The organism is Acinetobacter sp. AM (genome assembly GCF_003105055.1).
Taxonomy (GTDB): domain Bacteria; phylum Pseudomonadota; class Gammaproteobacteria; order Pseudomonadales; family Moraxellaceae; genus Acinetobacter; species Acinetobacter tibetensis.
On the sequence record NZ_QETG01000025.1, the window covers coordinates 21194 to 45728 of the forward strand.

General features: G+C 40.5%; 26 protein-coding genes. 10 read left to right on the plus strand and 16 right to left on the minus strand.

The window, feature by feature from the left end; all coding sequences use genetic code 11:
* The first annotated feature begins 174 nt into the window (after nucleotides 1-174).
* The 5 genes from msrB (at nucleotide 175) to DCO44_RS13075 (ending at nucleotide 3331) form a co-directional block, all read left to right on the plus strand.
* Nucleotides 175-594 carry a peptide-methionine (R)-S-oxide reductase MsrB gene (gene msrB, locus DCO44_RS13055; protein ID WP_116762589.1) on the plus strand — a complete coding sequence of 140 codons (420 nt, stop codon included), beginning with the start codon at nucleotides 175-177 and terminating at the stop codon, nucleotides 592-594.
* Nucleotides 591-1073 carry a glutathione peroxidase gene (locus DCO44_RS13060; RefSeq protein WP_116762591.1) on the plus strand — a complete coding sequence of 161 codons (483 nt, stop codon included), beginning with the start codon at nucleotides 591-593 and terminating at the stop codon, nucleotides 1071-1073. Before msrB ends, DCO44_RS13060 begins: the two co-directional genes overlap by 4 nt.
* 5 nt (nucleotides 1074-1078) lie before the next feature.
* A complete protein-coding gene (locus tag DCO44_RS13065; RefSeq protein ID WP_228157557.1) occupies nucleotides 1079-1963 on the plus strand; it encodes an AraC family transcriptional regulator in 885 nt (294 codons plus the stop codon).
* A 41-nt stretch (nucleotides 1964-2004) separates the two neighbouring features.
* Nucleotides 2005-2619 carry a LysE family translocator gene (locus tag DCO44_RS13070; protein ID WP_116762593.1) on the plus strand — a complete coding sequence of 205 codons (615 nt, stop codon included), beginning with the start codon at nucleotides 2005-2007 and terminating at the stop codon, nucleotides 2617-2619.
* Nucleotides 2620-3076: 457 nt separating this feature from the next.
* Nucleotides 3077-3331, plus strand: a complete 255-nt coding sequence (locus DCO44_RS13075; protein ID WP_116762595.1) for a TonB-dependent receptor — start codon at nucleotides 3077-3079, stop codon at nucleotides 3329-3331.
* Between the two features lie 27 nt (nucleotides 3332-3358).
* Here DCO44_RS13075 and dapC read toward each other — a convergent pair whose 3' ends face one another.
* The 5 genes from dapC to DCO44_RS13100 all read right to left on the minus strand — a co-directional run bounded on the left by dapC (nucleotide 3359) and on the right by DCO44_RS13100 (nucleotide 9796).
* Nucleotides 3359-4528 (minus strand): succinyldiaminopimelate transaminase, encoded by a 1170-nt coding sequence (dapC, locus tag DCO44_RS13080; RefSeq protein ID WP_116762598.1) that lies wholly within the window; start codon nucleotides 4526-4528, stop codon nucleotides 3359-3361.
* Nucleotides 4529-4553: 25 nt separating this feature from the next.
* Complete coding sequence (gene glnD, locus DCO44_RS13085; RefSeq protein ID WP_116762600.1) at nucleotides 4554-7220, minus strand: [protein-PII] uridylyltransferase; 2667 nt, start codon at nucleotides 7218-7220, stop codon at nucleotides 4554-4556.
* A gap of 26 nt (nucleotides 7221-7246) precedes the next feature.
* Complete coding sequence (purT, locus tag DCO44_RS13090) at nucleotides 7247-8461, minus strand: formate-dependent phosphoribosylglycinamide formyltransferase (RefSeq protein ID WP_171304983.1); 1215 nt, start codon at nucleotides 8459-8461, stop codon at nucleotides 7247-7249.
* A 239-nt stretch (nucleotides 8462-8700) separates the two neighbouring features.
* Nucleotides 8701-9048, minus strand: coding sequence for an L-valine transporter subunit YgaH (gene ygaH, locus DCO44_RS13095; RefSeq protein WP_116762604.1), 348 nt, complete (start codon nucleotides 9046-9048; stop codon nucleotides 8701-8703).
* Entirely contained in the window at nucleotides 9038-9796 is a 759-nt protein-coding gene (locus DCO44_RS13100) for an AzlC family ABC transporter permease (RefSeq protein WP_116762606.1), read from the minus strand. Before DCO44_RS13100 ends, ygaH begins: the two co-directional genes overlap by 11 nt.
* Before the next feature lie 101 nt (nucleotides 9797-9897).
* On the opposite strand from DCO44_RS13100, the gene DCO44_RS13105 reads away from it, so the two are divergent.
* Entirely contained in the window at nucleotides 9898-10383 is a 486-nt protein-coding gene (locus DCO44_RS13105; protein WP_116762608.1) for a hypothetical protein, read from the plus strand.
* 177 nt (nucleotides 10384-10560) lie between these two features.
* Nucleotides 10561-10734: a hypothetical protein gene (locus tag DCO44_RS16655; RefSeq protein ID WP_165815719.1), complete on the plus strand. Its 174-nt coding sequence runs from the start codon at nucleotides 10561-10563 to the stop codon at nucleotides 10732-10734.
* Nucleotides 10735-10824: 90 nt separating this feature from the next.
* Here the strand turns inward: DCO44_RS16655 and DCO44_RS13115 are convergent, their stop codons facing one another.
* Entirely contained in the window at nucleotides 10825-11526 is a 702-nt protein-coding gene (locus DCO44_RS13115) for a Crp/Fnr family transcriptional regulator (protein WP_116762612.1), read from the minus strand.
* A gap of 94 nt (nucleotides 11527-11620) precedes the next feature.
* Here DCO44_RS13115 and DCO44_RS13120 point away from each other — a divergent pair, with 94 nt between their 5' ends.
* Entirely contained in the window at nucleotides 11621-12160 is a 540-nt protein-coding gene (locus tag DCO44_RS13120; protein WP_116762614.1) for a DUF962 domain-containing protein, read from the plus strand.
* A 202-nt stretch (nucleotides 12161-12362) separates the two neighbouring features.
* Here DCO44_RS13120 and DCO44_RS13125 read toward each other — a convergent pair whose 3' ends face one another.
* The 9 genes from DCO44_RS13125 to DCO44_RS13165 form a co-directional block, all read right to left on the minus strand.
* Nucleotides 12363-12974: a superoxide dismutase gene (locus tag DCO44_RS13125; protein WP_116762615.1), complete on the minus strand. Its 612-nt coding sequence runs from the start codon at nucleotides 12972-12974 to the stop codon at nucleotides 12363-12365.
* A 307-nt stretch (nucleotides 12975-13281) separates the two neighbouring features.
* Entirely contained in the window at nucleotides 13282-14373 is a 1092-nt protein-coding gene (gene ychF / locus DCO44_RS13130; RefSeq protein ID WP_116762617.1) for a redox-regulated ATPase YchF, read from the minus strand.
* Between the two features lie 113 nt (nucleotides 14374-14486).
* On the minus strand, nucleotides 14487-15146 hold the full coding sequence (locus DCO44_RS13135; protein ID WP_116762619.1) for a methionine ABC transporter permease: 660 nt from the start codon (nucleotides 15144-15146) through the stop codon (nucleotides 14487-14489).
* Complete coding sequence (locus DCO44_RS13140) at nucleotides 15127-16197, minus strand: methionine ABC transporter ATP-binding protein (protein WP_116762621.1); 1071 nt, start codon at nucleotides 16195-16197, stop codon at nucleotides 15127-15129. Before DCO44_RS13140 ends, DCO44_RS13135 begins: the two co-directional genes overlap by 20 nt.
* 11 nt (nucleotides 16198-16208) lie before the next feature.
* Entirely contained in the window at nucleotides 16209-17051 is an 843-nt protein-coding gene (locus tag DCO44_RS13145; RefSeq protein WP_116762623.1) for a MetQ/NlpA family ABC transporter substrate-binding protein, read from the minus strand.
* A 9-nt stretch (nucleotides 17052-17060) separates the two neighbouring features.
* Entirely contained in the window at nucleotides 17061-17903 is an 843-nt protein-coding gene (locus DCO44_RS13150; protein WP_044739484.1) for a MetQ/NlpA family ABC transporter substrate-binding protein, read from the minus strand.
* Between the two features lie 31 nt (nucleotides 17904-17934).
* Nucleotides 17935-19350 carry an LLM class flavin-dependent oxidoreductase gene (locus DCO44_RS13155; protein WP_116762625.1) on the minus strand — a complete coding sequence of 472 codons (1416 nt, stop codon included), beginning with the start codon at nucleotides 19348-19350 and terminating at the stop codon, nucleotides 17935-17937.
* Nucleotides 19350-20573, minus strand: a complete 1224-nt coding sequence (locus tag DCO44_RS13160; protein WP_116762627.1) for an SfnB family sulfur acquisition oxidoreductase — start codon at nucleotides 20571-20573, stop codon at nucleotides 19350-19352. Before DCO44_RS13160 ends, DCO44_RS13155 begins: the two co-directional genes overlap by 1 nt.
* Nucleotides 20574-20583: 10 nt before the next feature.
* Nucleotides 20584-21786, minus strand: a complete 1203-nt coding sequence (locus DCO44_RS13165) for an SfnB family sulfur acquisition oxidoreductase (RefSeq protein ID WP_116762629.1) — start codon at nucleotides 21784-21786, stop codon at nucleotides 20584-20586.
* 371 nt (nucleotides 21787-22157) lie between these two features.
* Here DCO44_RS13165 and DCO44_RS13170 point away from each other — a divergent pair, with 371 nt between their 5' ends.
* Both DCO44_RS13170 and DCO44_RS13175 read left to right on the plus strand, forming a co-directional pair.
* Nucleotides 22158-22928, plus strand: a complete 771-nt coding sequence (locus DCO44_RS13170; protein WP_116762631.1) for a glutathione S-transferase family protein — start codon at nucleotides 22158-22160, stop codon at nucleotides 22926-22928.
* A gap of 258 nt (nucleotides 22929-23186) precedes the next feature.
* The gene (locus tag DCO44_RS13175) at nucleotides 23187-23657 is read left to right on the plus strand and encodes an Lrp/AsnC family transcriptional regulator (RefSeq protein ID WP_116762633.1); all 471 of its coding nucleotides are present in this window, start codon (nucleotides 23187-23189) and stop codon (nucleotides 23655-23657) included.
* Nucleotides 23658-23764: 107 nt separating this feature from the next.
* Here DCO44_RS13175 and DCO44_RS13180 read toward each other — a convergent pair whose 3' ends face one another.
* Complete coding sequence (locus DCO44_RS13180; protein WP_016167535.1) at nucleotides 23765-24514, minus strand: YebC/PmpR family DNA-binding transcriptional regulator; 750 nt, start codon at nucleotides 24512-24514, stop codon at nucleotides 23765-23767.
* Between the last annotated feature and the right edge of the window lie 21 nt (nucleotides 24515-24535).

Consider the following 24535-nt stretch of genomic DNA (forward strand, 5'->3'; position numbering starts at 1 on the left):
AAGCATTGGATTAATAAAAATGCTTACTATATTTTGAGTGTTTGCTTACTTTTTGCTTTTACTGGATGTATAAGTCTTTTGTAAATTGTTAAGTAAAGACTAGAAATTTTAAGATGAATCACGTAAATATAAGATTATCTTATTTGAAACAGCAAGATAGAAAGGGAAATAATCATGGGAAAACTCAGTAAAACAGACCGAGAATGGCAAAGAGAGTTATCACCAGAAGAATTCCGTATAACTCGACAAAAAGGAACAGAACCTGCTTTTACGGGGAAATATTGGAATACCAAGCAAGAAGGAACTTATGTGTGTCGTTGCTGTGGTACACCGTTATTTTCGTCTACGACGAAATTTGACAGTGGTTGTGGCTGGCCAAGTTTTTTTAAGCCAATTGTTGGAGGAGCAATTGATGAATTACAAGATAGCTCACATGGTATGGAAAGAACTGAAATAGTTTGTCATCATTGTGACGCTCATTTAGGGCATGTTTTTGAGGATGGCCCGCAGCCGACAGGATTGCGCTATTGCGTAAATTCGGCTTCATTAGAACTACAATCACAAGAAAAAAATGACGAGGAAACCTATCCATGACCAACATTTATCAGTTTGAAGCTGAGTTGCTAGATGGAAAAAATAAAGCTTTTGCCGATTATGAGGGTAAAGTTTTATTAATTGTAAATACAGCAAGTAAGTGTGGTTTCACACCGCAGTTTGCTGGTTTAGAAAAATTATATGAAAAATATAAGCCGCAGGGGTTAGAGGTGCTTGGCTTTCCATGTAATCAATTTGGTGGACAAGACCCAGGTTCAAACGACCAAATTGGAGCCTTTTGTCAGAAAAATTACGGGGTCACTTTTCCAATGTTTGCCAAGGTCGATGTAAAAGGACCAGAAGCCCACGCCATTTTTCGTTATTTAACCAATAACAGCAAAGGTATTTTAGGCAGTGGTATTAAATGGAATTTTACTAAATTCTTAATTGGTAAAGATGGAACGGTTTTAAACCGTTTTGCCCCAACAACTAAACCTGAAGCCTTAGAAGAAGAGATTGAAAAGGCATTACAACAATAATTGTAATGTTAAATGGATTAATGCCGCAGCAAAGTTCTTCTGAAATTCAGGTTGAATTTTGGAGTAATCCCAATATGCCTTATGTGGAAACACGTAGGGCATGTGACAGTCGTGCTTGTTATAAAGCACATAGCCATCCGACCTTTTCTATTGGTGCGGTAGATGTTGGTCGAAGTATTTTTAATAGTCATTTTGTGGGGACACAGCCCATAGAATCGGGAACCCTTGTTCTTATCCCAGCGCATGTTGAGCATTCCTGTAATCCTGAACCCAATCAGGCGTGGAGTTATCAAATGATGCATCTGGATATGCTCTGGTTACAACAGTTGCTGCATGAAACTAAACAGGATTTCCGTTGTAATGCAGTTCCGCAATATCAGCCTAAACTCTATCAATCTGAGCAACTTTACCGAAATTTTTCTTACTTAAATAGAAACTTATTCGAGCACTCAATGTCGTATTTGCAAAAAGAGCAATTACTGATTCAAACGCTGACTGAGTTATTATTTCCGAATTTGCACTTAGAGTTACTAGCAATAAGTAGTTATGCGCAACAGGAGTTTCAACAACTCCTTTGGGAAATAAGTACAAGTGAAGAATTACTCTCCTTACAAGATTTATCTGAGCGAAGTGGGTTAAGTCGTTACGCCATCATTCGTTTGTTTAAGACGAATTTGGGGTTAACACCTCATGCCTATCAGCTCAATTTAAAAATTAATCAAGCGAGAAAGCTCTTAAAGCAGGGGAAGGATATTGCCGAGATGAGTTATCAATTGGGTTTTAGTGATCAAAGTCATTTTCAACGTGTGTTTAAGCAGTTGACAGGGACTACGCCGAAGTTCTATCAAAAGCAGCACCGCCGCGCAATTTTATACAAGAATTCAATTTAAGTAAGTTCTAGGCTTATCTCAGTTTTTAGCTGAGCTGAGTTATGGAATTATTCTTTTTTATTGCAGTTACGCATTTTATTGCTTTACTTTCTCCGGGACCTGATTTTTTCCTTATCTTAATGCATTCAATGAAATATGGTTCAAAATTAGCACGTTATACCGTATTGGGAATTGCGATTGGAAATGCACTGATTTTGTTGTTGATCTTTATATTGTTGTGGGGTTTAGGTCAAATTCATCCCATTCTATTACAACTCCTACGCTGTTTAGGGGTGGCTTATTTACTTTATTTGGCGTTGCAATGTTTTCGTTATCGTGATGATGAAAATAAGCATTTAACAGATCATGATGAAATCCAAATAAAGACATCAAGCGCTTTGTGTTTCGCTCAAGGTTTACAATCTAGTGTGCTTAATCCGAAAAACGTGATGTTTTATAGTAGTCTGATTTTATTGGTCTACAGTCAATTTAGTGTTAAACAACTCTCTTTGATTTGCTTTTGGATGGTAAGTGTCGTTCTATTTTGGAATTTATTTCTGCTCAAATTGTTTAATTTTAAGAGTTGGCATCAGTTTTTAAAAAGGAATACGAAGATATTGTATAGGCTTACAGGTTGTTGTTTTTTAGGATTTGCTATGGTTTTGATAATGCTTTAATCAATGCCTCTACAGATCTATTTTATTTTATGATGAATAATTATTTTACATGGCAGACTTTTGTGAAAAGGCGGAGTCATCAAATGGACTGCTTTGGATACCAGTGTGCATCTAAACCTTTTGTAGGTGAACAATACAAGATTGAGATGAAATATGAATCTGAATGCTTTGATTACGCAGGCATCCTTTGATTTGACTGAAAAAATGCATAGTTACAGACAGTTCAAATATACAAGTGCAAACGGACATATAAAGGGGCGGAATTACAAGAAAATCTGAGTTTTACAGGTCATTTGTCTACACAATTTGCCTATACGCATAATGATTTTGAACAAGAGTTAAGTGTGAAAAATATGATTCGGATACCTACAACGCTGAATAATCAGGTTTCAGTATGTTGTCAATTCAGCAATGAAAACCTGTTAAACGAGCTACATTTGCGTGTTGGGGGCGTTATGTGGGTAGCACCAATGAGGAACAGTATTATCCAGAATATAAAGTTGATTCATATACTTTGATGGATGCTATTGCGAGTAAATTGTTAAATGGGCAATTAGATATTCAAGTCAATATGACTAATTTAACCAATGAAAAACATTTAAGTACTTGTTCTTTCTATTGTTACTCAGGTACAGAAAGAGCCGTAGATTTATGTGTAAGCTATAAATGCTCATTTGAAATATTTTTAGTGATTAAGCCAAGGGGCATTTGAGAATGCCCTTTGGTTTTTTTAGATTAATTATAAAATGGCTTTTAACCGCGCGATTACTTGCTCACATTGTGCAAGGTCCGCAACTAGAGCGAGACGGACATGGTTTTCACCAGGGTTACCCGTCGCGGTATCACGCGATAAATAGCGACCTGGGAGGACTTTTACGTGGGCCTTTTCCATCAGCATTTTGGCAAATGATTCATCATTATCCACTTTAAGCCAATAATAAAAGCCCGCATCAGGTTTCTGAAGGGGTAAAAGATGTCCCAATTCATTTTGAAATAAATCAAACTTGGCACGGTACTGCACGCGATTTTCTTCTACGTGTGCTTCATCATCCCATGCTGCAATAGAGGCCAACTGATGTTGAACAGGCATTGCTGCACCGTGATAAGTACGATATTGCAAATATGGTTTTAATAAGGCTGCATCACCCGCAACAAAACCAGAACGCATACCCGGTAAGTTTGAACGTTTTGATAATGAATGGAACACGACACAGTTTTTGTAGTCATCGCGTCCAATTTCAGCACAAACTTCTAAAAGTCCTGTTGGGGCTTGATCAAACCAAAGCTCTGAATAGCATTCATCTGATGCAATCACAAAACCGTATTGATCGGATAGCGCAATTAGCTTTTTAAATTGTTCTTTAGACAGTACCGCGCCTGTTGGGTTGCCCGGTGTACAAACAAACAAGAGTGCTGTTTTTTCCCAGACTTCAGCAGGTACAGCATCAAAATCACCTAAATAGCCATTTTCTTCAGTACAATTGATGAAGTAAGGCTCTGCACCTGCGAGTAGAGTTGCCCCTTCATAAATTTGATAGAAGGGGTTTGGCATAACTACATAGGGTTTTTCGTCACGATTAATCAGCGCTTGTACGAATGAAAAAATCGCTTCACGTGTACCTGAAACAGGCAAAATTTCCTGTTCAGGGTTAATCTGATTGAGATGAAAACGTCGCGTTAACCAGTTGGCAATACTGAGGCGTAATTCAGGTAAACCTTTACTGTTTGGGTAGGTCGATAGATGTTGGAAATTATCAATAATCGCCTGTTTCACAAACTCTGGTGCAGGATGCTTTGGTTCTCCAATTGACAGGGGAATCAAAGGTAAATCTGCGGGTTGTACATCCTTAAAAAGCTTATTTAACTTTTCAAATGGATAAGGATGTAATAGGGATAAACTAGAGTTCATGAAACGGATACCCGAACGTTAAAAATTAATGTTGACCACAGACCTGATTAGAGGCTTCATCCAATGCGAGCTTCAGTTGATTGGCAAATAATACCGTTTCTTCTTCCGTCATTGGTGAGCCATCTTTTTTGGTCACAAAGAAGATATCTTCGGCGCGTTCGCCTAAAGTGGCAATTTTAGCAGAATGAATGTCTAAACCTTGCATCATAAACAGACCACCAATTTTCGCAAGTAATCCTGGATGGTCAAGTGTAGAAATTTCAACCATATTTTGCTGTAACGCTTCATTCAAGGTTACATCTACAGTATTTTCAATATCAAAATGGCGAAGTTGGCGTGGAATACGGCGCTGCATTAATCCAGGATATTTATCGGATTGGCTGAGTGCTGAGGTGAGCGAGTGAATAACCGTAGCCTCACGTTCAGGATCAGTTAATAAGGTGCCGAAACGGTCTAGAACCAAATAGGTATCCAAACTAAATGCTGTAGTCGCAGTAATAATTCGCGCATCTTGAACATCCAGATTCATTCGATCTAAAATGGCTACAGTGGTTGCGAATAAGTTGGGTTGATCGCGCGTATAAATAAAGATCTGCACCGCATCTTGTGCTGATTTACGATGTGCTCGCATTAATACCAGAGGCGCTGGATTTTCACCGTGTTCTAATATTGCGCGGGTATGCCAAGCAATTTCATCAGCCGATTCTTTAATGAAATATTCATCGCCGAGTTCTTGCCAGACTTTTTCTACATCAGTCAAAGAGAAATCGTTCACTAACATTTCACTGGCTGCAAATTTGGTGTCTTCAATCAGCATTTGATAGTCGACAGGACGACCAAGACCGGTACGAATAATGTCGCGAGCATGCGTGTAGAGTTGGCGCATGAGTGATGCGCGCCATGAGTTCCAAAGTTTTGGGTTAGTCGCATTAATATCGGCAACAGTGAGGGTATAGAGGTAATCTAAATGCTCCATATCCCCCAGTTTTTCTGCGAAATCTTTCACCACATCGGGGTCAGAAATATCTTTTTTCTGTGCCGTCAGTGACATGAGCAGATGATTGTGAATTAGCCACGCCACCAGTTTACATTCGCGCTCAGTAAATCCGTGTACCCGACAGAATTCAATCGCATCTTCTGCACCGAGTTCACTGTGGTCACCGCCACGTCCTTTGGCTATGTCATGGAATAGGGCAGCTAAGAATACGATGTCACGTCGCGCTAAACGTTGGAATACTGAACTGACGACAGGGAAATCTTTGGCAAATTCAGGTTCTTTAAAGCGATTTAAGTTACGCAATAACAAGAGAGTGTGTGCATCGACCGTATAAATATGGAACAAATCATATTGCATGAGTCCCATAATTTGTCCGAAAGCAGGAATATAATTGCCTAAAACGCCGTAACGCTTCATTGCGACCATGGTGTCATATAAGCGGTAAGGCGAACGAATAATTGCCATGAACAAGGCTTGGTGTTCAGGATTATCCCGATAAGCCTGATCAATGCGTTTAGCGGCTAAAATCAATAAACGTAATGTACGCGCACGAATACCTTCAATTTCTGGACGGTTCGCGAGTAAATAGAATAATTCTAAAATTGCGCTAGGCTTTTCAGCAAAAATTTTATGGTGTTGAACTGCTAACTTACCATCGACCAGTTTGAAATTATCATTAATTTCCACAATTTGACGTTCATATTGTGGCAGTCGAGGGGTAATGACGGATTCACTAAAATACGCCAACAACATTTCATTTAGGGTCGAAACTTGTTGTGCAGTACGGTAGTACCGTTTCATGAATTGTTCAATGGGGTAGTTAGGGGACTTATCTTCTTCACGTACATAACCAAACATGCCAGCAATGTCACGCTGATAGTCAAATAATAAACGGTTCTCGTCACGTTTGGTTAGGCGGTGTAAATGATGGCGAATTTCCCATAAGAAACTTTCGGCTTCTTCCAAGACACCGAGTTCAAACTCAGAAATAAAGCCCAAATGGACCAAGTCATAAATACGGTTGACTCGGAAGTGGCGTTTAGCAATCCAGCCAATCTGGTTAATATCCCGGATACCGCCCGGAGCGTTTTTAATGTCGGGTTCTAAGTTACTTTCAGTATTGTTGTGCTGTGCGTAACGGCGGTGTTGCTCTTCCATTTTTGCATCATAGAAAGTTTTATCGGTCCAAGTTTGTGAAACGATACGACGAGGCCAACGTGCGAGATGTTCATAGCCGATAATTAGACGTGCTTCAATGAGGGTGGTGGCAACAGTGAGATCATTGGTGGCTTCTTCGACACATTGGCGAATGCTGCGCACACTGATGCCAGGTTTAAAATTCCCTACATCCCAAAGTGAAGAAATAAAAGTGGAAATCAGTTTCTCTTGATCTGCGGTAATTTCATCTTCCGACAAAATCATAATGTCGACATCTGAATATGGCAGCATTTCATGGCGACCGTAGCCCCCGACCGCAAACAGACCGAGATTGGTTTGATCTAATTCAGCATGTTGCCAGAGAAATTGCAGCGCTTCATCAATCAGATTAGAGCGCGCTAAAATGATTTCACGAATGGGCTGTCCATGTTCAAAACTTTCCTGTAATTGCTTTTCTACATCGGTACGCCATTGGTTAATCGCTTGAATATCATGGTTACTTTTGACGTAATTCAACAATGGTGAAGTATTGATCATGAACAGTGGTCCGTAATATGTATAAGTTAGTTCTGATTCACAATGACTTGATCCGCAGCGTGTTGTGCCAGTTCACGTGCTTGATCGGTAGTTTCCGCACGTGCAGTAGCAACACCCATACGGCGGCGTTTAAAACCTTCAGGTTTTCCGAACAGACGTAAATCAGTATTTGGATTTGCCAAAGCAAGATTTAAGCCAGAGAAGGAAAGATTGGTATCATCTACACCTGCATAAATGACAGCACTTGCAGCAACACTGTGGCGAGTGGTATTGACAGGCAAGCCTAAAATGGCGCGCGCATGCAATTCGAATTCGCTTTGATATTGGGAAGCTAAAGTCACAAGGCCTGTATCGTGTGGACGAGGTGAAACCTCACTAAACCACACTTTGTCACCTTTGACAAACAATTCCACACCAAAAATACCGCAACCTCCTAAGGCTGTAGTGACTTTGTGAGAAATTCGTTTAGCTTCTTCCAAAGCCACTGCTGTCATGGGTTGTGGCTGCCAGCTTTCTACATAATCACCAGAATCTTGACGATGACCAATTGGGTCGCAGTATTGGGTTTCAATTTCACCTGTTTCAGCATTTTTCGCGCGAACAGTGAGTAAGGTAATTTCAAAATCAAAATCAATTTGAGATTCAACAATCACTTTACCTTGATTGACGCGACCACCTGTTTGCGCATATTCCCAAGCCGCATCGACTTCGGCAAAGCTTTTTACGCGTGATTGACCTTTGCCCGAAGAGGACATTACAGGTTTCACAAAGTTTGGATAACCAATGTCATCGCAAGCAGCACGGAAAGATTCAAGAGAATCGGCAAAACGGTAAGCAGAGGTGGGTAAGCCGAGTTCTTCCGCAGCTAAACGACGGATACCTTCACGGTTCATGGTGAGGTTCACGGCTTTTGCAGAAGGAATGATTGTTGCGGGTTGTCTTTCTTCAATTTCAACCAGAACTTCAGTAGCAATCGCTTCAATTTCAGGAACAATAAGATGAGGCTTTACTTTGGCAATCAGTTGTTTTAATTCTTCAGGATTTGCCATATTCAAGGTGTATTGATAATGCGCAACTTGCATGGCAGGAGCATGGTCGTATCGGTCAGCAGCGTGTACTTCGACACCTAAACGTTGCAGTGAAATCACCACTTCTTTTCCGAGTTCACCAGACCCTAATAGTAGAACTTTAAATGCAGAAGATTGAAGGGGAGTACCAATAGTCACGCTCATGTGATTCATCCTTGCGTAAATGGGGTTTTAGCATAGCAGAACTCAGGGCCGTGTTCAGGTCGCTTTCACATAAAATAATCAGATTGTCGAACAATTTTTTGAGCAATTTATTCTGACAGGATCATTTATGGTTTTCATAAAAATTCTTTTAACTTTCGTAAAGTAAGTTTATTTCATATTTTTAGTTAATCACCTGAAAATTGCTCTCAAGTGATTAATTGTGTTGTGAATCATTCGTTCAAAATAAATTAAAAATGAAAAGGGATGTAGGTATAAACCAGACCATAGGTTAAAGCAGCAGTTAAAGTTGCGGGTACAATTTTCTTAAACTTAAAATATAAACCTGTAAGTACCAAGAACCCAATGAGCATTGCCAAACTTTTATTGGGTGTTTCTAACAGTGGAGGAAGAGTCGCAACGACCAACATGGAGCTAATAGCAGAAATACCAATTGAGCCCAAGGCGATTTTTAACCACAATGCACCACGCTTTTGTGAATTTTGCTGAAATTTCTGAATGACAAAAAATGGACCAAAACGTGAGACAAAATTGGCAATACCGACCACAACTCCCACCAATATAATTTCAAGATTCATGTGGTGCTCCTGTGTGCTCGGCATCATGTTGTTTGAGGATGTAGTGCTTAAATAAACCTGCAAATATACCTGATGAAATACCAATAAAAATTGCCGCAGAGAGATCAATGAAATAACAGGCAATCGCAGACACTAAAATGGTCACGCTCACCACAAAAATATGTTTCTTCTCAAAGGCAGCCAGCAAGAAACTGAGGAATAACGCGGGCAACAAGAAATCCAGTGCAGCCTGTAAAAACTGGGGTAAATGAGTTACCTGATCGGCAAATAGCCCACCCAAAAAGGAGCCTGTCGCCCAAGACAACCAGCTAAATAAACTGAGTCCTAACATCCATGATTCAGACCATTCTTGGCGTCTTTGAGAGAGTTTGATCATGCCTGAAGCAAAGACTTCATCAGTCAGTCCCCACGCCCAAATCGCGGTTTTTTTTAGGTTTAATCGGTCTTGAATTAGGTTTTGTAAGGCTGGACCGTACAGTAAATGACGAATATCCAAGGCAATGACCGTCAGTGCCGTCATCCAAATAGACGTCCCACTGCCTAAAAGTGCAACCACCAAAAATTGGCTAGCACCCGCGTACATGGTACAAGAGAGAAATAAGGCTTCCCAAGCACTAAAGCCAAACTGTGTTGCTGAAACCCCAAATGCAAAAGATACAGGTAAATAAGTAAAGATAATTGCTTGGCTATCTTTGGCACCTTGCCAAAAGCCCGCCGTTTGCGTGGGTGTTAATTTGTGTTGTGACACGACACACCTTGTTAGAGTTAAACGATAGGTCAAATAAGATTGTGTATTGTAGCCGAATTTACTAGCATAGTGCTTACTCGATTGTTGCGGTGATTCCCTAAATGCGAATACTTAGAGCGCCTGTGCTTGTTGTTTCTGTAATAAGTAGTGCTTTGTTTTTACAAGGTTGTGGTCAATCTTCAGATCATGCTGAAAAGAAAGCAGAAATTAAAGCTGCGCCTAAATTGACCAATGATGCGACCACTTATGCACATGAAGCATGGCGATTCATGAACGAGGCAGATCCTTATGTATATCGTAAGCAACGGAATTTAATTGAAGAAAAGGTGCGTAAACCTGCACGAAAACTGAGTACAGAATGGCGTATAAACGTCAAAATGACGGACTCGGTCACTGAAGGCAAATATGCGTTGTGTCGAAAAGCATTGACCAGTTTAGATGTTTGGGCGCGTGAAACCATGGAGAACTCAGCGACAGTATCGCAGAAAAAAGCGGATTACGAACGAGACAAAGCACAATGTAAAGATGCACTAGAGCATCCAGAATTAGGCAATACAGACCCGAAGAAAAAGGCATTTAGTTCATAAAATTTGCATGTTTAAAGCTGCATTGTGGTTTATAAAATTACAATGCAGATGCGAAAACAGCCACGACGATAATAGAAAATAACACTGTCTTGATTAATTCAATGCATTATCCTAATGCGATAAAAAGTGTATAATTTACGTGAAAAGTCACATTTATTATCACGAGGTTATCGTTCTATGTTGAAAACATCTATGCTTGCTTTTAGTCTTTTATGCGTATTTAGTTCAACTGTGAATGCTCAGATTGAACAGCCGAAAGTACATGTTGCTTTACATTTTTCTGTTGCACAAGAAGTTGCACCTTGCACCAATGGCTTTGATGAGGTCAATGTCTGTCAATTAACCTCTTAAATTAATGTTGCTTTTTGGTGCCTTTAATATTTAATGCACATTTATGGTGAAAACTTTTGCACCATAAAATGACAGTTGATGTTGATGAACTCAACTCTGTCGAGTATGTGCCAAGCGATGTAATTGCTCTTGATCTATAATTTCAATTTTTTTAAATGCCAGATTTAACACACCAAGTTTTTCTAAAGCCTGCAATTCCTGATTCACCGTTTGCCGTGAGCAAGTTAGCATCTGCGCAAGTTGTTCTTGACTGAGTTGAATGACATTTTTTTCAATCAGGACATGATTGCCATAGCCTTGTAAAATCAGCATTAATCGTAGAGCAAGCCGTTGCCTGATGGTCTGAGTTTGAATTGAAATTAGCTCTAAAAAGGCAATACGTAATTTCTGGCTGGTGAGTTGAGCAATATGAAACCAGAACTGAGGCTGGGTGGTGAGTAAAGTGTGAATGGCAACACTGGGAATCTGTAAAATTCGTGTTTTTTGAATCGCAATGGCATCGTGGGAGCGCGGTTGCTGATCAATTAAAGAGATTTCACCGAACCACATGATGGGTTCTGCAATTGCAGCAATAGATTCTGTACCTTCAATATCGACATAACCTAAGCGTACTGCACCATCGAGCACCGCATAGATTCCATCAAAAGCATTTCCAGAATAAAAAATAGCTTGTTCTTTCTGATAATGCTGTATAAGCGCATGTTCCTGAATAAACTGCTGAAAAGGAACTGGTAGCTCAGAATACCAACGGTTATTGGCAAGATGTTGAAGATCATCCATTTGCAGTGTCATAGACATCCTTATATTTTGAATTGTCGGCTAGGTGACAACTATAAAAATGATTTTTTTATATAGTGAGTTGATGCATCTTACAAGGACGATCCCAATGAGTAAATTAGAACAACTTTTAAGCCAGTATGCGGCTTATCATCTTGATCATAAAAATATTTTAACGCACTTTGTCGGGATTCCGCTGATTGTGTTTTCCATTATGTGTTTGACTGCACGGGCAGGGTTTCACTTTTCAGGATTTGAAATCACCTTAGCATTGGTCTTGATTATAGTGAGTTGTGCGTATTATTTGAAATTAGATCTCTGGTTTGGCTGTATCATGTTATTGCTATTTTCTGCGGTCTATCCTTTGGCATTAAAGATTGCTGGTTTAGGTTTTGCGGTGTGGTTAATGCTGAGCATTGGTATTTTTGTGGTGGGCTGGGTATTTCAGTTTGTTGGGCATTTTTATGAAAAGAAAAAACCTGCCTTTGTCGATGATTTAATTGGTTTGATTATTGGCCCTTTATTTGTATTAGCCGAAGCGATATTTATGATGGGCTTTAGAAAAGAATTGCAACAACACATTCTTGAACAAGCCAGAAAACAAAGAGCTGCAATGGATGCAAAAACTGTGAATGTTACGACATCTTAATATTATTTAAATCTTTATATATTTTAATCCAATGCTCTGCGATATGGAGCATTGGATACAGTTTCTCAAAAGTTAAAATATATATAGGGATGTAGCCACTTTATAAATGCAAAGTAATGCACCACTTAGCAAAATAAGAACGCCCAATATAAAGCGTAGTTGATGAAGTGCTGTCATAGGTAGGTCAGTGGCTGCGTACATATTACTGAATTGCCTGTTCATAACGACGGTTGACTTCCTGCCAGTCGACAACATTAAAAAATGCGGCAATATATTCAGGACGACGGTTTTGATATTGAAGATAATAAGCATGTTCCCACACATCGAGTGCTAAAACGGGCGTGTGACCTTGCATGAGTGGCGAGTCCTGATTGGCACTGCTCTCTACCAATAATTTTTGATCTGGGGTAACTGTTAACCAAGCCCATCCACTACCAAAGCGGGTAAGTGCCGCTTTGGTAAAAGCCTCTTTAAATTTGTCAAATCCACCCAGCTCAGTCTCTATTGCTACCGCAATTTTACCTATAGGTTTTCCACCGCCTTGAGGACTCATAACAGTCCAGAATAAGCTGTGATTGGCATGTCCACCTGCGTTGTTAATGACATTGTTTTTGAGTTCTGTTGGAACATCATTTACCTGAGTGACTAATTGCTCCACAGTTAAGTTTTCCCACGGTGTCCCTTCAATGCCTGCATTAATATTATTGATGTAAGTCTGATGATGCTTACTATGATGAATCTGCATGGTTTTCGCATCAATATGCGGTTCGAGTGCATCATAGGCATAAGGTAAATGGGGAAGGGTATAAGCCATAGCATCATCCTTTCAATCTAAGTTTTTAGTTATGAATAGGAGTGTAGGCGATGTTGGATTTAATGTAAATATAATGATAATTATTATCATTATATTTATCATATGTTGGGTGCATTATCTATGTCCAGTTTGATTCTGTTCTAATGGAGGATGGATCAAGAGGTGGGTAAAAAGCAGAAGATTAAAGCATAGGACATAATGCCCTTATGTAGATGGTGCAAAAAATACACTAATGAAGGCGTTCTTGTTGAATATCAGCAATAAAAAAGCCAGTGTAATCACTGGCTTTTTAAAACATCTAAGTTAATTAGACGTTGAAACGGAAGTGTAAAACGTCGCCATCTTGTACCACGTAAGTTTTACCTTCTAAACGCCATTTACCAGCTTCTTTGGCACCCGCTTCGCCGTTGTATTGAATGAAGTCATCATAAGCAATACATTCAGCACGGATAAAGCCTTTTTCGAAGTCAGTGTGAATCACACCCGCAGCTTGTGGTGCAGTTGCACCAACTTTTACAGTCCAAGCACGAACTTCTTGTACGCCTGCCGTGAAGTAAGTTTGTAAGCCAAGTAATGCATAACCCGCGCGGATCACCACGTTAAGACCAGGTTCTTCCATACCCAGAGCTTCAAGGAATTCAGCACGGTCTTCATCTTCAAGTAATGAAATTTCGGCTTCGATTTGGTTGCACAGTGGAACTACAATCGCATTTTCTTCAGCAGCAAGTTTTTTAACTGCTTCTAAATGTGGGTTGTTTTCGAAACCATCTTCAGCCACGTTGGCGATGTACATGGTTGGTTTTAAAGTCATTAAACCAAAACCACGCACCAATTTACGCTCATCGTCATCAAGCGTAGCAGCACGAGCTGGTTTGCCTTCATCTAATAAAGGTAGAATTTTGTCTAGAACTGCTTTCGTTGCAATGGCTTCTTTGTCGCCACTTTTCGCTGATTTTGCTAAACGTGTAACGGCTTTGGTTACAGTTTCTAAGTCAGCAAGTGCAAGTTCAGTATTGATGGTAGCAATATCATCTAAGGGGTCAATTTTACCATTCACGTGAATGACGTTTTCATCTTCAAAACAACGAACAACGTGTGCAATGGCATCAGTTTCACGAATGTTGGCAAGGAATTGGTTACCAAGACCTTCACCTTTAGATGCGCCTGCAACCAAACCCGCGATATCTACAAATTCCATCGTGGTTGGAATCACACGTTGTGGTTTTACGATTGCAGTTAATTTGTCTAAACGTAAATCTGGAACAGGAACAATCCCTGTGTTTGGTTCAATGGTACAGAACGGGAAGTTTTCTGCCGCAATTGCTGCTTTAGTTAACGCATTGAAAAGGGTAGATTTACCAACGTTCGGCAAGCCGACAATACCGCAATTAAAACCCATGAAATGACTCACAACGTATTATTTAAAAATTGGCGCTGATTTTACATGAAAGCCATGACAAAGTCAGGTCATGGCTCGTATCTTTCTTTTCGACACCTTCAAGTGCATGATTGTTAAACTTTTCGTTTGTCTAGTTGTTGTGCAAGTGCATCTCCTGTTGCTTGTATCAACATAACCAGAACTACTAAAACTACAATGACCGCGAGCATGATTTGCATATCGAAACGTTGATAACCATAACGGTAGGCAATATCACCTAATCCACCTGCACCAATGGCACCTGCAATCGCTGAAGAATTAATCATGGTGACAATGGTGACGGTAAAGCCTGCCACAATTCCAGGTAATGCTTCAGGCAGTAATACATGCCAAATAATTTGTTTACGATTACAACCAATGGCTTGTGCGGCTTCAATTAAGCCCTGATCGACTTCACGTAGACTGACTTCGGCAATCCGTGCAAAAAATGGCGTTGCAGCTAAGGTCAGAGGCACAACGGCAGCCCAAACGCCGTAACTGGTGCCGACAATAAAGCGTGTTAAAGGAATCAAGGCTACCATTAAAATGAGAAAAGGCACTGAACGGGTGATATTCACCACCCAGCCCAAAGCTTGGTTAATCGGTTTTGAGGGATAAATGCCGTGTTCACTGGTATTCACCAGTATGACTGCCATAGGTAAGCCAATCAGGAAAGCTAAAATCGCCGATACACCGACCATAATCAGCGTATCAACAGTTCCTGTGAGCAAAAGGTCAATGAGTTGGTCGTGCATAGCCCAATACCTCAATTTTGGCAAACTGGTGTTGCAGTTGTTGTTTAAGCTGATTGAGATCCAGATCATGGTGTGGCACAGCCACCACGAATTTTCCAATCAAATGTTCCTGAATCGAATCAATATGACTTTGATACAAATGAACAGGGCGATTGATTGCCGAGAATATCGAATTTAGATCGGGTGCATGTTGCAGGGGCGAGGCATAGCTTAATCGCAAAATCACATGACTTGATTCTGCTATAGGTTGCTCGTGTAACTGAAATGGCAAATCCAATTGTTCTAAATTGAGCAACTCTTGGGTAATTTGCTGCTGAGGATTGGAAAATACCGACCAGACTTGTCCAGACTCCACAATTTCCCCGTGTTCAATCACCACCACTTGATCGCAAATTTCACGGATCACTTGCATTTCATGAGTAATCAGGACAATGGTAATACCGAGGGTTTGATTGATTTCTTTGAGCAGCGATAACACCACTGAGGTACTTTCTGGATCAAGTGCCGAAGTTGCTTCATCACATAACAATATTTCAGGATGATGTACCAACGCTCGGGCAATGCCGACCCGTTGTTTTTGCCCACCTGAGAGTTGGGCAGGATAGTGTTGCGCTTTATTGCTTAAGCCAACCAGTTCTAGCACTTCGCTGACGCGTTGCTCAATTTCAGCAGCGCTGTAATGGGCAATTTTAAGCGGTAGCGCGACATTGTCCCACACAGTTTTGGCAGACATTAAATTGAAGTGCTGAAAGATCATACCAATGCGTTGACGTAATTGGATGAGTTCTGCATGATTGAGTTCCGCCAAATTCTGTTGGTGGATGTGAATGCTGCCTTCATTGACTTTTTCTAGGCCATTGAGTGTACGCAATAGGGAAGATTTCCCCGCACCACTTTTACCAATAATGCCGAAAATCTTACCTTCAGGAATATCCAAATCGATATTTTTTAGTGCATGGACGTGTTGATTTTGTACTGCATAATATTTGTTCAAATTACGGATTTTGATGTGTGGAAGGGAAAAATCCACATGAGAACCAAAACTCACCATTTTCTTTCTCCTTATTTCCAGCCTTCAAACCACATTTTGCTGCCAAAATCTCGGTCTAAAATCTCTTGAACTTTTTTAGAGTTTTGGAAAGCTTTAACGAAAGTGGCTAATTTTTGATTGTGATCGCTATAGTCTTTACGTGTGACGAACAAAATTGCGTATTTCTTATCGATAGGGTCGAGAAACAGAGCGCTATGCGGATCGGTTACTTTCGCCATTTTTAAGTAATGCGGAAAACCAAAGATGAGGTCGGCATCGTTATATGCATGTGCAGTTTGTGGCCCTTCAACTTCAATAAATTGCAGTTGTTTTGGATTTTGAACGATGTCCTGCACAGTCGAAAGTTCGTTATTGATATCTTTCAATTGAATTAAACCTGCGCGGTGCAGCAAAATCAGCGCGCGGGCAGAGTTCACAGGATCATTCGGAATGACCACGCGGGCTTTGTTTGGGAGTTCCTGTAAAGACTTATATTTCTTTGAATATAGTCCAACATGGCTACCTGTACCCGTGGCAAAGGCATGTAAGTCATATTGAGTTTCACGAATTGCATTGCGTAAAAAGACGCTTTGCTGGAAAAAGTTGGCATCAATATCGCCGTTTTGTACTGCGACATTTGGTGCATGCCAGTCGGAAAATTCGACCAGTTTGACCTGAATCCCTTGTTTTTTCACTTCATCAGCGACGCTTTGCAGCAGTTCGGCATAGGGTGGGCTAATGCCAATGGTGAGAACATCTTGTTGGGCTTGGCTTTTGCCGTAACGGTAAACCGCTACAGCAGCAATCAAGATCACCACAGTCAATCCAATCAACCATGTTTTACGATTTTTAGAAATAGAAACTGAATTTGTCATCGCTCAATCTCACTTCCAGCCCGGGAACCAAAGTTTTGAGCCAATTTCATCATTCAAAGTTTGTTTAACTTTGGCAGACGTTTGATAAATTTTGATAAATTTTTCTAATTGTGCGGCTTTCTCTGGGTGTTGCTGTTGGTAGTCATCGCGCACCACAAATAAAATGGAATAACGGGTATTGGTATTGTCATCTAAAATCAGCGCATCATTCGGGTCAATGGTTTTGGCAAGACGTAGATAATGTGGGTAGCTGAAAACTAAGTCGGCATCATCCACTGCACGTGCCGTTTGCGGACCTTCAACTTCAATAAATTGCAGCTTTTTAGGATTGGCAGCAATGTCTTGTAAGTTAGATAAATGATTCTCTGGATTTTTTAAAGTAATCAGTTTGGCTTGTTGTAACAGCAACAATGCACGACCTTGATTCACAGGATCATTTGGAATGACCACGCGGGCTTGATCTGGTAGTTCATCCAGTGAATGATATTTCTTGGAGTATAGGCCGACATGAGTTGTGACGCCTTTATCCAATGCTTTCAGTTTGAATTGAGTTTCTTTGATGGCATTGTCCAAGAAGGGTTGATGCTGGAAATAATTGGCATCAATATCACCATGATTCAAAGTAATATTCGGCGTATTCCAGTCGGAAAATTCCACCAGTTTGACATTGATCCCTTGTTGTTTCGCCTCTTCGACGGCAACCTTTAATGGGTTAGCAAAGGGTGGGCTAATACCAATGACCAATTCAGTATTACTGGTCTTTTTATGGTAGCTCCATGCCACAAGTCCGATCACCAGTGCAGCGACAAGTACCCCTAAAAAGGTAAATTTATTTTTTGCAGTTAAAGCCATGTTATCTCTCGTATTTTTAAATTTACAGCAGTTAAGCTGTCTGTTTTTCTGAATGTGTGGTTAAGTCTGGAGCCGAATTTGAGCTTAAACATCGGAACTGCTGTACAGGATGATGGTTGGCAAGATGGTCGCCTTGTTGAAACAGTTTGTGTCTTAAACTGCCTTCGCTGTAGCTTGTTTTGTAGCGCCCACGTTGTTGTAATTCAGGAATGACATAACGAATAAAGTCTTGATGTGATTCTGGGGCAACCGTGCGGGTCAGATTAAAACCATCAATGCCTGTTTCATCGATCCACTGAATCAGTTGTTCTGCCACAGCCGCACCACTTCCAATAATGAGTGGATAACGTCCACCCAAGACATGCTGTGCTTTTAAGTCATTGCGTGTAATGGTTTGTTCTTTAAACTTTTGATTGACCGAGGCAATGCTATTGGTTTTTTGATAAGGAATCGCTTCATCATCAGCAAATTTGGATAAATCGATACCGACTGAACTGGAGTAATGTGCTAAACCCGCTTCAGGGCTGGCATAACGGATATATTCAGCCAATTTTTCTTGAGCCAGAGCATCCGTTTCTGCGGTCACAACCGTAATGCCTACAAAAATTTTTACCGTATTGGCATCTCGACCTTGAGCAACCGCGAGGGCACGAATTTTATCCACTTGTTGTTTGATTTTTTCAGGTCGATCTCCACCAATAAAAATACCTTCTGCATGTTGAGTCGCAAATGCTAAACCACGCGGAGAAGCCCCAGCCTGATATAAAACAGGGGTGCGTTGTGGTGAGGGAGAGACTTGAAACACCCCCTGACTTTGATAAAACTGTCCCTGATGCTGAATGGCATGTACTTTAGCGGGATCGGTAAAAATACGCTGTGCTTTATTTTTCAGTACCGCGTCATTTTCCCAAGAGCCTTCCCAAAACTTATAGCAAAGCTCAAGAAATTCTTCGGCTTGGGCATAACGCAGGTCATGTTCTTTTAGGCCTTTTTGTCCCACCAATCGTTCTGCGCTATCCAAATAGCCAGTCACAATATTCCAACCGATACGACCTTGGGTTAAATGGTCTAAACTTGCAAAACGACGGGCAAATTGATATGGATTTTCATAGCTTAAATTAACCGTAACACCAAAACCCAAATGTTGCGTTGTAGCAGCCATAGCTGAAACCAAGGTACTTGGATCATGACTAGGCAACTGAATCGATTCTTTCAGGGTTAAATCAATGCCATTCTGATAGACATCATAAACACCCGTAATGTCGGCAATAAATAGGCCGTCAAATAAGCCTTTTTCTAGTGTTTGTGCCAATTCAGTCCAATAACTGAGTTCATTGAAACGGTGCGATTGATCTCGCGGATGTGTCCATAAACCATGATTGATATGTCCAACCGAATTCATATCAAAAGCATTTAAAATAATCTTTTTCGGCGTTTGTTGTGTCATTACAAAGTCCCCCGACGAGGAGGGCGAATGCCATTGAGGGTGAAATTGGCAATGAAGTAATACTTCCAGCGCGCCGCATCGTGCAGGGTATGTACGCGGGCGTTACGCCAAAAACGGTCTAAACCATCTGCACGCTGGCTACCTCGGCTACCAGCCAGTTCAATCAGTTTGGACGATGCTTTAAGTGCTGTTTCACTGCTATGCGCACGTACTTTGGCAACATCTAAAGAGGCTTGAGTAATGTTATTTTCGGTGGGTTGCGGTTTGGCGGCATCGATAGAGCGAGCGGCTTGTTTTAATAACACTTCGCTAGCGCGAACATCTGCCACGACACGACCTAATTCTAATAAGGTGAGTGGGTCTTGGGTTGCAGCATCGACACCTGAATCAATCCAAGGACGGGCTTGACGAACGCGAATCAAGGTTTCTTCAAAAGCAGCACGGGCGATGCCTGTTTCAATCGCCGCATGCATAATTTGGGCAAAAGGTCCAACCAAGGTGGGCTGTTGAAAGGCTTGATCGAAAGGAATCACATCTTCTGTAGCAACAAAGACTTGGTGGAATTTGACCGTACCACTGCCTGTAGTGCGTTGTCCAAATCCCGACCAATCATCAATCAGCTCTAAGCCTTCACTGTTACGCGGAATAAAGGCCAAAAATTCACGGTCATGTTCATCTTTGACCAAGGTTGGAATACGATGTGCAAATAAACTACCCGTGCAATAGAATTTTTCACCATTGACGATAAAACCATTCGCTGTCGGAGAAATTGCGGTTTGCTTTTGTGCAGCATTCTTGGTTTTAAATTCTGCAAGGGCATTACCAAAGCGCGCACCTTGCAATACTTCCTGATACAGTTTTTGTTTTTGTTGCTCAGTACCTGTATTTCGCAGCACTTCAAGCGCGTAGAAATGGTTTTGTGGGATCTGCCCGATTGAACCATCCACACCACTCATGAGGGCAATAATCTGCGCCACGGTATAGCTTGAAACTTCAGCGCCCCCATATTGTTTAGGCACCGTAATGGCCCAAAGTCCAGACTGGCTATAAGCCTCAATTTCATCAAAAGGCAAAATGCGCTCAGCATCGCGCAGAATCGCATTGTGCTTGAATTGTTCTGCCAAGGTATGCGCAATTTCTAAGGCTTCGGCATCGGATTGAATAATATGGGCAGGGGTAAGTTGCGCTGCCTGTGCAGGGGAAATGCTTTGAAATGACGTCATGTTATTCTCCTTAAATCCATGCATGGCGGGCAGGTAATTGATGATTCAGGTAATAATCACCTAGCGCATGCAGTTTCCAACGCACAGGATCATGTAAGGTGTGTACACGTGCGTTACGCCAGTGCTGATCTAAATTGAATTGACTTAAACTCGAACGACTACCCCCGAGTTCGAGCAGCTTTTCGGAAATATTCAGGGCCGCATCATTGGCATAAATTTTGGCTTCAGCGACGAGAATCGAGGCACGTGCTGCTTGCTCATCGGTTACACTCTCAAGCTGATCTAACTCATCTAAATACTCTGCGGCTTCATCGAGCAGTAAAATAGCGGCTTCAAGTTGAATTTGCAGTTTGCCTACTTCTTGTAAGGTGTAATGCTCAAAGCTGGCTTTTTCCACTTGAGCATCGACAATGGGACGCGCTTTTTTGACGGTTGCCAGCGTATCTTCAAAGGCAGCCTCAGCAATGCCGACATCAATCGCGACTTGTAAAAGTTGTGAATAAGCCCCGCGATAGGTTGGTGCTGCTGTTAAGAGGCGTTCATCAAAGATCAGGAAAGGATCAATTTCCACATGGTTCAGACGGACTGAGCCACTCGATGTGGTACGTTGTCCAAAACCATCCCAATCATCAATGACCTCAATGCCTTGAGCTTCACGATCTACAATGACCAGTACCACATGACCTTCAGGATGAATGGCTTTAATGGCTAACCAGTGGGCGAAGCTACTGCCCGTTGAATAGAATTTTTCACCTTGAAGATAGTAGTGACCATTCTCCAAACTTAATGTGGTATTGAGTGTTTTAGAGTCTTTGGTATGGCGCTCAGGGCCACCATTGGCAAGGCGTTTACCTGCTAAAATTTCTTGAAAGATAAACTGTTTTTGCGCTTCGGTGCCCATCAAGTCAATGAGATAGAGCAAGCTAATTTGATTTTGAGGGATTTGCCCGATGCTCGAATCGGCTTTATTCAAAATACGGAATACGCGTGCCAGTGTTTTATTGGACACATAAGCACCGCCATATTGTTTGGGAATTCTTAAACCACCTAAGCCTTTTTGGCTAAATTGTTCAACTTCTGCAAAAGGTAATGCTCGGTTTTGATCGCGAGCATTGCGACCTTCAAGGGCAAAGTCCGCAACTTGGTAAGCGGCATTTATTGCATCCTGATCATTTTCGATGATCTGTATGTTTTTAGAATTGATATAAGCCATGATGACACCTTTGAAACAATGTCAAAACGTTAATCGGTCTGTTATAAAAAATTAACTGACTGATTTCTATGTACTTATGAAAAACAATGTTTAAAACTTAAAGTGGTAAAGTTTGAATAAATTTAGATAAGTTAAATGACTGATTTTAATTAATAATTATAATTTTAAGGTTTTTAGGTTGTTCTAAAAATGGAAGGTTATCTTGTTTAAAGATATTCAAGACAGAAAATTGTATAACCATATAAGGTTAAGACGTATTTATTTTGGGATAAAAAGGACATTGTGTTTCTGGCTTTGACTGACTAAAGTAACAGACTGAAAGCGTTGGTTTTCTGAATAAATCAATGTTCCTCTCATCTTTTGGAGTGTTTATGCGAATTTTATACCAGTTTCCTTTATCTCATTATTGTGAGAAAGCTCGCTGGTTACTCGATTATAAACAACTCGATTTTGTTGCACAGAATTTAATACCAGGTGTACATCGTGCTTTTGCACAACTCAAAACAGGGCAGAATAAACTACCAATTTTACGAGACAATGAGTATTGGGTTGCAGATTCAACCCAAATTGCATTGTATTTAGATCAGACTTATCCAGAACATACTTTATTACGTGCAGATTCACATTTAAGAGAAGTTGCATTAGAAATTAATGCTTTGGCATCAGAGCTTGGCTTACATGTACGCCGTTGGGGCTTGGCGCAAAGTTTATCGGAAAGTGATGAAACTTTAGACATTATGATTGGTGAAAAAGGCTATCTACGCCAATTTGAGAAATTTTCTAAACCCATATTAAAAACACTGGTGTCTAAGAGTTATCAGCTTGATACTGAAAAAGTTGAATATTCTAAGCATCAGATGGAACAACTGATTACTGTATTGAATCAGAAATTATTAGAAAATGATGGGCGTTATTTTGTGGGTGAGCGTTTGGGACTTGCCGATATTTCAGTCTGTTCCATGCTTGCACCTTTATTAGAAATAGCTGGAACCCCTTGGGAGCGTGAAGAAGACTACATTTCGGGCAGTTCTGAAGAGTTTTATGCATTTAAGCATCAACTTTTAGATTTACCTTTGGGACAATATGTACAGCGTATTTATTATACCGAACGCAATGCACGTGTAGACTGGCGCGGCATGTAATCTTTTAAGAACCACTCAAGCAAAAAAAGATAGTTAAATACTACCTAAGAATGACATTTAATTTATATTCAAGGGTATTTATTGCATTGAATTTCTGTAAATCTATGAATTGGTAAAAATAAGTAGCATACGCGACTTTATTTTTAGTGGAATAAACGAAATAATCGTTCTCGGATGTTGAGCACGTATCTTGCATAATTCAAATAACTCATACGTGGTTTTTATTTACACCTTATTATTTCATTTTTGGAGCCAGTGATGGAATTAGACCGCTTTGACAAACAAATTCTGGAAATATTAACCCATGAAGATGTGAATCTGAATGAACTGTCAGAGCGAATTAATCTTTCGGTCAGCTCGGTTCATCGTCGTATTAAACATTTAATTGATACCAATGTCATGACCAATGTACGCCGCGACATTAATTATCAAAAACTCGGCTTTAGCTTACATGTATTACTGCAAGTTTCTTTAAGTAAGCATGATAGCGATACTTTTTCCAAATTTTTAGAAGAATTAGAAAGTATTCCAGAAGTCATTAATGCTTTTTTAGTGACAGGGCAGTCGGCAGATTTTATTGTGGAAGTGATTGCACGTGATATGGAAAATTACAGTCAAATTCTTCTCAATCGAATTGGTAAAATTGAGCATGTGGTTGCATTACATTCGAGTTTCGTCATTAAGGAATATAATGTATTCAACTGCCGCGGTTTATTGAATAAGGTTTAAACTTTCAAAATTTTTAATATCAGTTTAATCACTGATATAAGCAATACCGTATGTATTCATCAATAAAAAAACGCGCTCATAGGCGCGTTTTTTTGTTTTTTGAAAGATTACTCATCTAGCTGAGCTAAAACTTCTTCTGTAAATTCAACGTTGGTATAAACGTTTTGCACATCATCTAAATCTTCAAACATATCAATCATTTTCACGATTTTTTTCGCTTGATCGATATCGGAAATCAATGCTTTCGTTGAAGGGTTCATCACGACTTCAGCATTGTCAGATTTTAAGCCTGCAGCAGTCAACGCATCCTGTACATCACCAAATGATTCAGGTGTAGTAATGACCAGAATTTCGTCTTCAGTCACTTCGATATCTTCCGCACCTGCTTCTAAAGCGACATCCATAATTTTGTCTTCTAAAGAAACATCTTCAAAAGTAATTTCGCCACGCTTAGTAAACAAGAATGCCACTGAACCATTGGTACCTAGGTTGCCATCGGTTTTAGAAAAACAGTGACGAACATCTGGCACAGTACGGTTTAAGTTGTCAGTCATTGTTTCTACAATTACCGCAACACCACCCACGCCATAACCTTCGTAAGTGACCTCTTTTAAATCAGCATTTTCTTCACCGCCAACACCGCGCTGGATTGCACGGTTGATCGTATCACGTGTCATATTTGCGACTAATGCTTTCTCAACGACAGCACGTAAACGTGGGTTAGATGCAACATCACCACCGCCTAAACGTGCGGCTGTAACGATTTCACGAATGAATTTTGTGAATACTTTAGCGCGGCTCGCATCTTGTTTTGCTTTACGATGCTTAGTATTAGCCCACTTGGAATGACCCGCCATGCGAAATATGCTCCTTGTAGA